This is a genomic window from Pedobacter antarcticus, from assembly GCF_900103515.1.
GTDB classification, from domain to species: Bacteria; Bacteroidota; Bacteroidia; order Sphingobacteriales; family Sphingobacteriaceae; genus Pedobacter; species Pedobacter antarcticus.
Genome location: NZ_FNGZ01000014.1, coordinates 1 through 12,746, shown reverse-complemented (window position 1 = coordinate 12,746; position 12,746 = coordinate 1). Strand labels below are relative to the sequence as shown.

Below are 12,746 nucleotides of genomic sequence, written 5' to 3'. Positions count from 1 at the left end.
TTTTAGTTAGTAGTAGATTTTTGTTTGATGAATTTCAAGACCAGGCCGCCCATTTCTGCAGTACCCAGTAAATGAGAAGCAGATGTGTTTTTGTCAGCAATGTCAGCTGTACGGTAGCCCTCTTTTAATACCTGATCGATAGCGGAAATAATTAATTGAGCTTCCTCTTTCAGACCGAAGCTTATTTCCAGCATCAGTGCAACAGATAGAATAGAAGCCAGTGGATTAGCGATATTTTTACCAGCGATATCATGTGCAGAACCGTGAATTGGTTCGAAGAAACCAGTACCATCACCCACAGACGCTGAAGCCAGCATACCCATAGATCCTGCAATCTGTGAAGCTTCATCTGTCAGAATATCGCCAAATAAATTAGCTGTTAATACCACATCAAATTGTTTAGGATCTTTAATCAGCTGCATTGCTGCATTATCCACAAACATATGTACAGTTTCCACCTCAGGGTAAGATTTCGCAACTTCCTGAACAGTTTCCCGCCATAGACGTGAACTTTCGAGAACATTAGCCTTATCCACTGAACATAATTTACGACCACGCTGCATTGCCGCTTCGAAAGCCTTATGTGCAATACGTTCTACTTCATATTTATGATAGATCATTAAGTCGGAAGCGGTATTTCTGTCTTCTGAACGTTGTTTCTCACCGAAATAAACATCGCCGGTAAGTTCTCTGAAGAATAGAATATCTGTGCCTTTCAGAATACTGGATTTAATGCTGGAAGCTTCGAGTAATTCATCGAACAACAAGATAGGGCGGAGGTTCGCATATAATCCTAGTTCTTTTCTGATTTTAAGCAAACCCTGCTCAGGACGCACTTTCAAGGAAGGATCGTTGTCATATAAGGCATGGCCTACCGCTCCAAACAGAATGGCATCACTACGTCTGGCTTTTTCCAGCGTTTCATCTGGCAGCGGATTCCCTTCAGCCTCAATTGCAGCGTGCCCCATTAGGCCTTCATCGAATGTAAATTCGTGACCTGAAAGCTCAGCAATCTCTGTTAGAACAGCTTTTCCCCAGGCAGTAACTTCAGGACCTATACCATCTCCTGGTATCACTAATATATTTTTCTTCATCAGTGTATTATGTTTTTTATGATTTTGGAACCTGTTTGCGGATGTTGCTTTTGAACAAAACGATACAGGACCTTATATTTAAATACTTTGTAAAATGGATTCAATGGATTTAACTTCACCGTGTTCCAATAAAATTCTTTTTTCCAGGCAGGAAGGTAGCTGGGATTCAAAATGACCCACATAAATAAGGGTTGTTCCATATCCGCACAGCTCGTCTACCAGTTTGTTAAAATGTTGTGTCTGCTGCTCATCCAAACCCTGGCAAGGTTCATCCATAATTAATATTTCAGGATTCTTAATAATTGTCCGGGCTAATAATGCCAGTCTTTGTTTACTTAAAGGGAGTACATTCATTAATGTATTTTGATAAGCAGTTAGTCCGAAGTAACCGGTCAGCTCATCCACCTGGGCATGTTTGGTAGATCCAGGATTGCAGAATAAGCCCGAGCTGTCGAAGAAGCCGGAAGCAACAGTTTGCCATACGGTTGCTGACGCATCAAAATACCAATGTAACTCTGGTGAAATTAAACCGATACGTTTTTTAATATCCCAGATACTTTCGCCGCTTCCTCTTTTATTGCCAAACAGATGGAAATTATTAGCATAAGCCTGTGGATGATCTCCGCAGATTAAACTGAGCAAAGTTGATTTTCCAGATCCATTATGTCCTTGTAAGAGCCATTTTTCGCCAGAAATAACTTCCCAGTTGATATCTTTTAAAACTCTTTTTCCACTATAGGTGATATTTACATCAATCATGCGGATGATATGCTCGTCATATACCGGAACTGCAGAATGGTTAAGAAAAGCAGGTACGGGCTTGCTGAGTATTTCAGCTGCATTTACCTTACGGCTTTCGCTAGAAATTTCCTGAAGTACGCCATCCTTAATTTCAGCGAAGCGGTTAATAGCCGCAGGTAGTTCAGTTTCATTGCCTACTATAATTAGCTGAGTTCCTTCTGCCGAAATCTCTTCAAGTAATGCATTTAGATTCTGGCGCGAGCGTGTATCCAAACCATTATATGGCTGATCCAATATTAATAACTGCGGCTTTAGCCATATAGCTTTAACCAATTGCAGTTTTTTGTGTTCTCCGCTTGATAACTGGATTAATGTAGCGTCAATTACTTTAGCATATCCGAGAGCAGATAATATATGGTCCAACTTGTCCCATTCCAAATTATTTTCTTTACCAAATTCATCCAGTTCAACTCTTACAGTTGCCGTAGTTGCTGTGGCCTGGCTATTATAGCGTTGCTGATAATAAAAGTTAGCACCTCCTTCCAGATCTTTAAACTGATACCAGTTCGCCACATAATAAACCTGGGCAGGTAAATGAGTATCCAGAGTGAAATTAAGTTGGATTTCATTATTATATACAGGGATCAAACCGGCGATTGCTTTAGCTAAAGTGGTTTTTCCACTGCCGCTTGTTCCACATAACAACCAGTTTTCATGGCGGTTAATTACCCAATTCAGATCCTGTAATACAAGTTTCTGCTGGTATTTAACGGTAAGATTTGCGATATGGACGAAAGGCTCTGACATTATCTGGCTTGCTCAAATTCCTCTATTAAATGTTTTTGGTTCAGAATGAAATCGATATCATCATAACCGTTTATCAGGCATGATTTCTTATAAGCATTGATTTCAAATTCTGCCTGGTCGTCTGTATCAGCTATAGTCACTGTTTGGTTTTCCAGATCAACAGTAAGTTGTGTACCATGGCTCTGACCTACTTTTGTAAAAATCTTCGCCAAAAATTCATCGCTGACTTGTATCGGTAATAAACCGTTATTTAACGCATTTCCTTTAAAGATGTCGGCAAAAAAACTGCTGATCACGACATCAAAGCCGGCATCCTGAATTGCCCAGGCCGCATGTTCACGACTGCTTCCGCAACCGAAATTTTTACCCGCAACCAGAATCTGCCCTTTAAATTCCGGGTTGTTAAGCACGAAATCAGTTTTAAGCGTATTGTCGCCGTTGTAACGCCAGTCACGGAATAAATTTTCACCAAAACCTTCACGGGTTGTAGCTTTTAGAAACCGAGCTGGAATAATCTGGTCGGTATCAATATTCTCTATGTTTAAAGGCACAATAGCCGATGTTAGTTTCTCGAATTTTTTCATCAGTATATATAGAAATCGGATATTCCGTTCTTGTATTAGTGGTTAACAGTATCTTTTAATAAGGTCCTCACATCTGTCACCTTTCCGGTAATTGCAGCAGCAGCAGCAGTAAGCGGACTGGCTAAAAAAGTACGCGAATCTGGTCCCTGTCTGCCTTCAAAGTTTCTGTTTGATGTCGAGACGCAATATTTACCGGCCGGAATTTTATCTTCATTCATACCCAGGCAGGCACTACATCCAGGTTCACGCAATTGAAAACCTGCGGCCTCAAATATTTTGTCCAGACCTTCGGCAATTGCTTGTTGCTCGATCTGTTTGGAACCAGGAACAATCCAGACTGTGACGTTTTCAGCTTTTTGTCGGCCTTTCACAAATTCGGCGACTTCTCGCAGGTCTTCCATTCTGGAATTAGTGCAGCTACCAATAAATACATAATCAATAGGTTTACCCACTAGTTCTGTGTCGCCGGTAATACCCATATAATCCAGCGCTTTCTGGAAAGAAGCTTGTTCAGAAGAAACCTGATCGGCTGTCGCAGGAATATGTTCTGCGATACCCATACCCATACCAGGGTTGGTACCATAAGTAATCATAGGAGTGATATCCTCTGCATTAAATGAAAGCACGCTATCAAATTTTGCATCGGCATCACTGTATAACGTTTTCCAGTAAGCAAGAGACTCTTCCCATTGCGCTCCCGCAGGTGCAAATTCCCTGCCTTTAATGTAGTCAAATGTAATCTGGTCAGGGGCAATCAAACCGCCTCTTGCACCCATTTCGATGCTCATATTACAAATGGTCATACGGGATTCCATGCTCAACGCTTCGATGGTAGAACCCGCATATTCAATAAAATAACCCGTACCACCGGCCGCGGAAATTTTTGAGATAATGTAAAGGATAATATCTTTTGCAGTCACACCCGTACCCAGCTCACCATTTACCTCAATTTTCATGGTTTTTGGTTTCTGCTGCAACAGGCATTGCGTGGCAAAAACCTGCTCTACCTGAGAAGTGCCGATACCAAATGCAATCGCACCAAAAGCTCCGTGTGTAGAGGTATGGCTGTCACCGCAAACCATAGTTTTACCCGGTAGGGTAATGCCCAGCTCGGGACCAATAACGTGTACAATTCCCTGAAAAGGATGGCCCAAACCGTAAAGCTCAATGCCAAATTCAGCACAGTTTTTGGTTAACATATCTACCTGATACCGGGACAGTTCTTCTTTAATCGGCAACAGCTGATTTAATGTAGGTACATTATGATCTGCAGTTGCTACAGTTTGTTGTGGACGGAAAACAGGTAATCCTCTTTTACGCAAGCCATCGAAAGCCTGTGGTGAGGTTACCTCATGGATCAGGTGGGTATCGATATATAAAATATCAGGAAATCCAACTTCACTTTTTACCACATGGGCATCCCAGATTTTTTCTACTAACGTTTTTGACATTTTTTATTAATTGTAAATGGCCCTTGATTTAACACAAGGGCCGTTTTTATGTTATTAGGCAGTTTTTATAGATTTCATTGCTGTCATAGCCTTTCTTAATTCAGCACCGACTATTTCCACATGATGCGTACGGATGGCTTCATTCACTGCGATTAAAGTTCTGTTGTCGACAGCTCCGTCTTTACCTTCGTTGAAGTTCTTACCAACCAGGTCGGTATCGATTCTGGTCATGAAGTCTGCCAATAAAGGTTTACATGCATGGTCAAACAAATAACAGCCGTATTCAGCAGTATCAGAGATCACGCGGTTCATTTCAAATAATTTTTTGCGGGCAATAGTATTTGCAATTAATGGCGTCTCGTGCAGAGATTCATAATAAGCAGATTCAGGTTTAATTCCTGCTTCGACCATAGTTTCAAAAGCAAGTTCAACTCCTGCTCTTACGAAAGCAACCATTAATGTATAGTTATCAAAATATTCCTGCTCACCGATTTTAACGTTACCTGCAGGTGTTTTCTCGAAACCAGTTTCACCGGTTGCAGCACGCCAGGCCAGTAAGTTCTTATCACCTGCAGCCCAATCCTCCATCATGATGCGGCTGAATTCTCCGCTCATGATATCGTCCTGGTGCTTTTCAAATAAAGGACGCATGATCGTTTTAAGTTCTTCTGAAATCTCAAAAGCTTTAAGCTTGGCAATATTGCTTAATCTGTCCATCATTGCAGTGATACCACCTTGTTTTAAGGCTTCAGTAATTACTTCAACGCCATATTGAACAAGCTTTGAAGCATAACCAGGCTCGATTCCTTTTTCTACCATTTTATCGAAAGAAAGGATAGAACCAGTTTGCAGTAATCCGCAAAGGATTGTCTGCTCGCCCATCAGATCTGATTTTACTTCAGCTACAAAAGAAGATCTTAATACACCCGCTTTGTGACCGCCAGTTCCAACGCAATATGCTTTTGCCTGTAATAAACCTTTTCCTTCAGGATCATTTTCCGGGTGTACTGCGATTAGGGTAGGTACTCCGAAACCTCTGACATATTCTGCTCTTACTTCACTTCCCGGACATTTAGGAGCAACCATGATCACCGTAATATCTTTACGGACCTGCATGCCTTCTTCCACAATATTAAAACCATGTGAGTACAATAAAGTAGCACCTTGTTTCATCAAAGGCATAATTGCATTGACAACTGCTGTATGTTGTTTATCGGGAGTTAGATTTACCACTACATCTGCATTAGGAATCAGCTCTTCATATGTACCAACATTAAAGTTGTTTTCTGTCGCATTTTTCCAGGAATCTCTTTTGCCTTCAATCGCTTCTTTGCGTAAAGTATAAGAAACATCTAAACCGCTATCTCTTAAATTTAAACCCTGATTTAAGCCTTGTGCTCCGCAACCTACGATAACTAGTTTCTTTCCTTTCAGTGCATTTACGCCATCCAGAAATTCGGAACTATCCATGAAATCGCATACACCAAGCTGGTTTAATTTTTCTCTAAGAGGTAGTGTGTTAAAATAATTTGACATCGTTTTATTGGTTTATTGTTTAAGGTTCTTATTGTTATAGTTTGTTATTTAATACTTTCTGAATTGAGGAGGCGCAACCATAATGAAAGGCATCATGAACCGGGAAAAACTGCACTGCTTCTACTGTATTGTTTAAGGTAACCCCATAACTGGTCGTCGTCACATTGTAGCTTTCAAATACCTCATTTTTGAGGTCATGTTCCAATACGTCAATAGTGCTCAACATCAATTCTTTTAAAGTGTCAATTTGCCGGACTTCAATGAATCTTTCTGGTTTTGTACCTTTTTGATAGGCTAACAGGTATGAAGGATCAATCCGGGGCTCAATACCGGCAAGCTTATAGCAAAGTATCTGCTGACTTGCAATGATATGCCCGAAATTCCAGATCATATTGTTATTAAAACCGGCAGGTACCTGATTTAACTCCTCTACAGTTGACCTGTCAATCAGCTGAATAAAGTTTTTTCTGGTTTGTCTGATGGTTTTTAATAGGTTTTCCAATTTCTTCAAAGCTTTAAATAAATGTCCGGAGACGTTTACATGGTAAATACATTTTTTGGTTGGTCAAGGAATTCATTTTCTATCACTTCCTGACCTGGTTCCATGCGCTCAAATTCTCTGAGTTTGCTGTTAAAGCCTTCACTGTCCTTGATAATGGCAACCCTTGCACTGCGGACGAATTCAATTAGCCCGTAAGGTTGAAGAACCTGAATCAACTTATCTGTTTCCTGACGGTGACCAGTAGTCTCAAAGACAGTATAATCTTTACGGATCACAACAGCTCTTGCCCCATTTTCGCGCAGAAGTCTTTCTACTACTACTTTTTCCACAATAGTTTCAGTCGGAACTTTATAAAGTGCAAGTTCTTGCCAGATAATATCTTCATTGGTATTATAGTATACTTTTAATACCTCTACTTGTTTTTCAATCTGACGTGCAAGTTTTCGAACCACTTCTTCTGTTTCAGTGATCAGAATGTTGAAACGATGGATATGTTCGATCTCAGACGGAGAGACGTTCAAACTTTCTATATTGATCTTTCTTCTTGAAAAGATAATAGCGATCCGGTTCAGGATACCGATCTGATTCTCTGTATATACCGTTATGGTAAATTCCTGTTGTTCGGTTGAATTACTCATTTTCTTTATTATTTAAGTCTGATTTCACTTACACTGCATCCTTGTGGTACCATTGGAAACACGTTGTGTTCCTTGCTTACCATTACTTCCAGCAGGTAAGAACCGTCATGATTAAGCATCGTCTCGAGTGCCTGAACAAGGGTTTCCCTTGCTGTTACCTTCTGACCGGATATATAATAAGACTCAGCAAGTTTTACAAAATCAGGGCTGGTGATATCTACAAACGAATAACGTTTATCATTAAACAGCTGCTGCCATTGACGAACCATTCCCAGGAACTGATTATTCAGAATCAGGATTTTAACATTTACACCAAACTGCATAATTGTGCCCAGCTCCTGTAACGTCATCTGGAAACCACCGTCGCCGATTACCGCAATAACTTGTCTGTGCGGAGCACCGATCTTTGCACCAATTGCTGCTGGTAAACCAAATCCCATAGTACCCAGGCCACCGCTGGTTACGCTTAAGCGGGTTGTGTTCAGTTTGCCGTACCGGCAGGCTACCATCTGGTGTTGACCGACGTCGCTTACGATTACCGCTTCACCTTTAGTCAGAATATTAAGCTGATTAATAACCTCTCCCATAGTTAATTCCCCTGAGGCCGGTTCCAGTTCTTTACGGATCAGTTCTTCTTCTTCTATTTTTGCAAATGCATTGAATTCTGCGAGCCAGCTATCATGGGTTTTTTCGTTAATAAGGCTGGTCAGTAAAGGAAGCGTCTCTTTACAGTCCCCCCATACCGGAACATCAGCTTTGACGTTTTTGTCAATTTCAGCAGGATCAATATCCAGATGAATAACTTTGGCTTGTGTCGCATATTTATCCAGTCTTCCGGTTACCCTATCATCAAAACGCATCCCGACTGCAATTAATACATCGCATGAATTCGTTTGTACATTGGGGCCATAATTGCCATGCATACCTAGCATTCCAACATTCAAAGGGTGATCTGTAGGAATCGCGCCAGCACCAAGTATAGTCCACGCAGCTGGGATTCCGGATTTCTCCACGAAGGCTTTAAACTCCTGTTCAGCATTCCCAAGCAGTACACCCTGACCGAATAAGATGAAAGGTTTTTTAGCTTCGTTAATTAAAGCAGCAGCTTGTTCGACATATGTTTTCCTGATAATAGGTTTAGGACGGTAACTGCGGATATGGTTACAAGGTACATAGCCTTCGTAATCAAATAGTTGAATCTGTGCATTTTTAGTAATATCAATCAGAACCGGTCCTGGTCTGCCACTTCTGGCTATATAAAAAGCTTTAGCTAAAGCGGCAGGAATTTCATTAGCATCTGTTACCTGGTAATTCCATTTGGTTACAGGTGTGGTTATATTGATCACATCTGTCTCCTGAAAAGCATCTGTACCCAGCAGGTGTGCAAATACCTGTCCTGTAATACAGACCAGTGGTGTGCTGTCTATCTGCGCATCTGCGAGACCCGTAACCAGGTTGGTTGCACCCGGTCCGCTGGTTGCAAATACAACACCCACTTTACCAGAAGTGCGCGCAAAACCTTGAGCAGCATGAGTTGCACCTTGTTCATGTCTGACAAGAATATGGTTTAACTTTTCTTTGTAATCATAAATCGCATCATAAATAGGCATAATTGCACCGCCCGGATATCCGAATATAGTTTCGGTACCCTCGGCAATTAAGCCTTCCAGCAACGCAACAGATCCTGAAACCCGCGTGGTTTTTTTTGGTTCAGCTACTGCCAATGCTTCCTCTTGTGTATCCATTTTATTAGTTTTAGGGGTCTTGCTTATTATTGTTCTGTATAGGCATCAGTAACACAGCCTTCACTGGCATTACTCACCTGTTTTAAATATTTATATAGTACACCGCTTTTTACCGGAGGCGGCAGTTGTTTCCATACTGCACGGCGTGCCGCTAATTGTTCATCGGTGATATGCAATTCAATTTTATTATTTACCGCATCAATGGTGATGATATCGTTGTCCTGAACCAGTCCGATATTTCCACCGTCCCATGCTTCGGGAGTGATATGACCAACGACAAAACCATGTGTTCCACCTGAAAAACGACCGTCGGTAATCAGGGCCACAGATTTACCTAAGCCTGCACCGATAATAGCTGATGTGGGTTTGAGCATTTCGGGCATACCCGGAGCTCCTTTCGGACCGACATTAGTAATAACTACTACGTCACCACGTTTAACCTTGCCGCTTTGAATACCAGCGATAAGGGATTGCTCGCCCTGAAAAACGCGTGCAGGGCCTTCAAATTTTTCACCTTCTTTACCGCTTATCTTTGCAACAGCACCTTTTTCAGCAAGGTTACCGTACAGCATTTGGAGGTGCCCGGTTGATTTAAGAGCTTGTTCAACTGGAAAAATTACCTTTTGAGTTTCAAAGTTCAGCTCCGGAACGTCGGCTACATTCTCTGCTAGTGTTTTACCGGTTACCGTCAGGCAGTCACCATGGATCAGGCCTACTTTTAACAAATATTTCAGCACAGCCGGGATACCGCCTATTTCATGAACATCTTCCATCAGATACTGGCCACTTGGTTTAAGGTCGGCGAGTACTGGAGTCTGATCACTGATGCGTTGGAAATCATCTAGTTTTAAAGATAGCCCGACCGATTTAGCCATTGCAATTAAATGCAGAACGGCATTGGTAGAACCACCCAGAATCATCACAGTAACAATAGCATTATGAAATGCTTTATCAGTCATGATATCGGAAGGAAGGATGTTTTTCTCAAGCAAATTACGAATAGCTTTTCCTGCTGCTGCGCACTCATTTTTCTTTTCGTCGCTCAAAGCAGGGTAGGAAGAACTATAAGGTAAGCTCATGCCAAGAGCTTCAATAGCAGAAGCCATGGTATTTGCAGTGTACATACCACCACATGCACCCGCACCAGGACAAGTATGTTTAATAATTCCCTGGTAATCTTCTTCTGATAAATTCCCGGCAAGCTTTTCACCCAGGGCTTCAAAAGCAGATACGATATTAAGCGATTTACCTTTGTAATTTCCCGAATGGATACTTCCGCCATAGACCATGATAGAGGGTCTGTTCAGACGTCCCATAGCCATGATTGAACCTGGCATGTTTTTATCGCATCCAGGGATTGTAATTAGCCCGTCGTAATATTGTCCGCCACAGATAGTTTCAATAGAATCTGCAATCACATCTCTGGATACCAGAGAATAGCGCATACCATCTGTACCATTTGACATCCCATCGCTCACACCTATTGTACCAAAAGTTAAGCCCACCATATCGTTTTTCCATACACCATCTTTTACGATTTTAGCAAGGTCATTCAAATGCATGTTACAGGTATTTCCGTCATAGCCCATACTGGCAATCCCGACTTGTGCCTTATGCATGTCTTCGGAGGTTAAACCAATACCATAGAGCATGGCCTGAGCACCCGGTTGTGTCGGATCCTGGGTAAATACTTTACTGTAGCGGTTGAGTTCTGGTTGTTGTGACATTTAATTTTTAGGTTAGATAATAACTTCGTAGTTCTGTTTTTCTAATACTAGTGCTTTATAAGTACGCTGGATAGTTGCGCCGATAGTTTCTGTCCACAGGGAAGGGAAAACGGTCTCATCGATAGATGCTATACCTGCAATTTCTGCTGCTGTACCACAAAAAAAGGCACTGTCTGCTGCTTTCAGTTCATCTACAGTAATTTGTTTTTCAATACATTCAATATCCAGTGTTTTACACAGGCGTATAACTGTCGTTCTGGTTATACCCGGAAGGATATGTCCTAACGCAGGTGTATATAGTTTACCGTTCTTTTCAATAAAAATATTGGCTCCGGATGCTTCAGCTACATGGCCGTTCATATCCAGCAGGATAGCTTCATCAAAACCCTTTGCTTTAGCTTCTGTTGTAGCCAGGATGGAGTTGATATAATGTCCGCTTGCTTTAGCTTCAATATGTGTTGATTTAGGGTTTGGGCGCTGATAAGATGAGATACAGGCTTTTTGTAAGGTACAGCCCAGATATGCGCCCCATTCCCATGCACAGATAAGAATAGATACTTCTGCTCCCGGACTAAGAGTCATGTGCGGCCCACAATATACCAGCGGGCGGATATACGCATCCTTAAAATTATTTTTCTCCAGCAATTTATAGGTTTGCCTGATTAGATCATCTACCTCGTAAGGAAAAGGGATGTGCATTAATTCTGCAGAGCGCTTCAGACGCTCATAATGCTCTCTAGCCTTAAATATGCGGGTACCATTATGCGTATGATACGATTTAATTCCCTCAAAGACGGCATAGCCATAATGAAGTGACTGACTGTACAGATCTGTGCTGGCTTCGCTGGCCTTTACAAACTTACCGTTTAAATAAAGGAATGTGTTGGCGTCGTAGTATTGCATTTTGGTTTGTTTTATTTCGTTCGGTATGATTGTATTAAAAAAAGCGCCTCTTTCGAAGGCGCTTTCTGATCTATTTTTTAAATATTCATTGTGCAGCGCCACACTTCCTGGGAATCACTAGTAGATTCAGGATAATAATGACAATTAGCAGGACAATGAATAAGCTTAACATCTGTATTTCTTTTGCTGTTGGTTTGTAAATCCAATTTAGTTTATGCTTCAGATACTGTCAATAGCTGAATGAAAATAAATAAAAAAAAATATATAGTAATAATACTTCTATAATTCGGTATTAAATATTGCGTATATTATATTTTACATATCAAAAAGTGGCGATAGGTAGACCGAATATGATATCGGTATTCGGTATGCATATTATGCTAGCATTGTAATTTTGCTTGAATTCTTCCTGAAATGCTTAAAATCCCTTTTGAACTTGCTCAAAAACTATATTTTATCCAGATCTATTTTCCCGCCTTTTTTAAGTTTTTATCTGCTGCTCTTACTCGATAGCCATAATAAACTAAAGCGTAAATTTGCCAGTTTTACTTAATTCGTTAATTATGCTTAAAACATTATAAATGGGTCAAGGATGGGGTAGATTTGATGCAACCCCTTATATAAATGGGGCAACCAAGAAGGAGACCCGACCAAGACCCGAACATGAGCAGGGCGAGACCAGAATGAGGGGATTGGAATGTCTTATCCTGAAATGGCTATACAGTTTACTGAATTAATTTTAGATAGACTATACACGCAAATTTGTTATTCCTGTATCAATTATACAAGTTGCTTTTCATTTGGTTTGCACCATTTAGGTTTCCATCTTTTTTTCAATGGCCCGTGTTTCAGGTGTGCCTGCTCTGGAGTTAGATAATCACAACTAGCATGGGGCCTTAATTGATTATAGGTTTGGATATTTTCTCTTATCTTTTGGGTAGTTTCCCTAAAACCAACTTTTGAGCTATGCAAATCAAATTCTGATTTTAGTATCCCGTTTACCCTTTCTGCAATGGCA

Annotated in this window: 11 protein-coding genes; all 11 read right to left on the bottom strand. The window is 41.0% G+C overall.

Features of this window, described 5'->3' with window-relative positions:
* Positions 1-2: 2 nt before the first annotated feature.
* Positions 3-1,094: a 3-isopropylmalate dehydrogenase gene (gene leuB, locus BLR53_RS18230; protein WP_037439662.1), complete on the bottom strand. Its 1,092-nt coding sequence runs from the start codon at positions 1,092-1,094 to the stop codon at positions 3-5.
* A gap of 78 nt (positions 1,095-1,172) precedes the next feature.
* A complete protein-coding gene (locus BLR53_RS18225; RefSeq protein WP_176763560.1) occupies positions 1,173-2,642 on the bottom strand; it encodes an ATP-binding cassette domain-containing protein in 1,470 nt (489 codons plus the stop codon).
* Positions 2,642-3,226 (bottom strand): 3-isopropylmalate dehydratase small subunit, encoded by a 585-nt coding sequence (leuD, locus tag BLR53_RS18220; RefSeq protein ID WP_074591689.1) that lies wholly within the window; start codon positions 3,224-3,226, stop codon positions 2,642-2,644. The genes BLR53_RS18225 and leuD overlap by 1 nt, the downstream gene beginning before the upstream one ends.
* Before the next feature lie 35 nt (positions 3,227-3,261).
* Positions 3,262-4,677, bottom strand: a complete 1,416-nt coding sequence (leuC, locus tag BLR53_RS18215) for a 3-isopropylmalate dehydratase large subunit (protein WP_037439656.1) — start codon at positions 4,675-4,677, stop codon at positions 3,262-3,264.
* A 54-nt stretch (positions 4,678-4,731) separates the two neighbouring features.
* The gene (gene ilvC / locus BLR53_RS18210) at positions 4,732-6,213 is read right to left on the bottom strand and encodes a ketol-acid reductoisomerase (protein ID WP_037439654.1); all 1,482 of its coding nucleotides are present in this window, start codon (positions 6,211-6,213) and stop codon (positions 4,732-4,734) included.
* A 34-nt stretch (positions 6,214-6,247) separates the two neighbouring features.
* Entirely contained in the window at positions 6,248-6,724 is a 477-nt protein-coding gene (locus BLR53_RS18205) for a DinB family protein (RefSeq protein ID WP_176763559.1), read from the bottom strand.
* A 26-nt stretch (positions 6,725-6,750) separates the two neighbouring features.
* Positions 6,751-7,353, bottom strand: coding sequence for an acetolactate synthase small subunit (gene ilvN, locus BLR53_RS18200; RefSeq protein WP_037439650.1), 603 nt, complete (start codon positions 7,351-7,353; stop codon positions 6,751-6,753).
* An 8-nt stretch (positions 7,354-7,361) separates the two neighbouring features.
* The gene (gene ilvB, locus BLR53_RS18195) at positions 7,362-9,098 is read right to left on the bottom strand and encodes a biosynthetic-type acetolactate synthase large subunit (RefSeq protein WP_074591687.1); all 1,737 of its coding nucleotides are present in this window, start codon (positions 9,096-9,098) and stop codon (positions 7,362-7,364) included.
* Between the two features lie 26 nt (positions 9,099-9,124).
* Positions 9,125-10,825, bottom strand: coding sequence for a dihydroxy-acid dehydratase (ilvD, locus tag BLR53_RS18190; protein ID WP_037439648.1), 1,701 nt, complete (start codon positions 10,823-10,825; stop codon positions 9,125-9,127).
* A gap of 12 nt (positions 10,826-10,837) precedes the next feature.
* Positions 10,838-11,728 carry a branched-chain amino acid transaminase gene (locus tag BLR53_RS18185; RefSeq protein ID WP_037439741.1) on the bottom strand — a complete coding sequence of 297 codons (891 nt, stop codon included), beginning with the start codon at positions 11,726-11,728 and terminating at the stop codon, positions 10,838-10,840.
* A 780-nt stretch (positions 11,729-12,508) separates the two neighbouring features.
* The coding region (locus BLR53_RS18180) for an integrase core domain-containing protein (RefSeq protein ID WP_143007904.1) at positions 12,509-12,746 on the bottom strand (238 nt) is incomplete at its 5' end.

Excerpts from the sequence above, each read along its gene's own strand:
- ilvD (WP_037439648.1), bottom strand. The coding sequence starts at position 10,825 with ATGTCACAACAACCAGAACTCAACCGCTACAGTAAAGTATTTACCCAG.
- leuD (WP_074591689.1), bottom strand. The coding sequence starts at position 3,226 with ATGAAAAAATTCGAGAAACTAACATCGGCTATTGTGCCTTTAAACATA.
- ilvB (WP_074591687.1), bottom strand. The coding sequence starts at position 9,098 with ATGGATACACAAGAGGAAGCATTGGCAGTAGCTGAACCAAAAAAAACC.
- leuC (WP_037439656.1), bottom strand. The coding sequence starts at position 4,677 with ATGTCAAAAACGTTAGTAGAAAAAATCTGGGATGCCCATGTGGTAAAA.
- BLR53_RS18225 (WP_176763560.1), bottom strand. The coding sequence starts at position 2,642 with ATGTCAGAGCCTTTCGTCCATATCGCAAATCTTACCGTTAAATACCAG.
- BLR53_RS18185 (WP_037439741.1), bottom strand. The coding sequence starts at position 11,728 with ATGCAATACTACGACGCCAACACATTCCTTTATTTAAACGGTAAGTTT.
- ilvN (WP_037439650.1), bottom strand. The coding sequence starts at position 7,353 with ATGAGTAATTCAACCGAACAACAGGAATTTACCATAACGGTATATACA.
- leuB (WP_037439662.1), bottom strand. The coding sequence starts at position 1,094 with ATGAAGAAAAATATATTAGTGATACCAGGAGATGGTATAGGTCCTGAA.
- ilvC (WP_037439654.1), bottom strand. The coding sequence starts at position 6,213 with ATGTCAAATTATTTTAACACACTACCTCTTAGAGAAAAATTAAACCAG.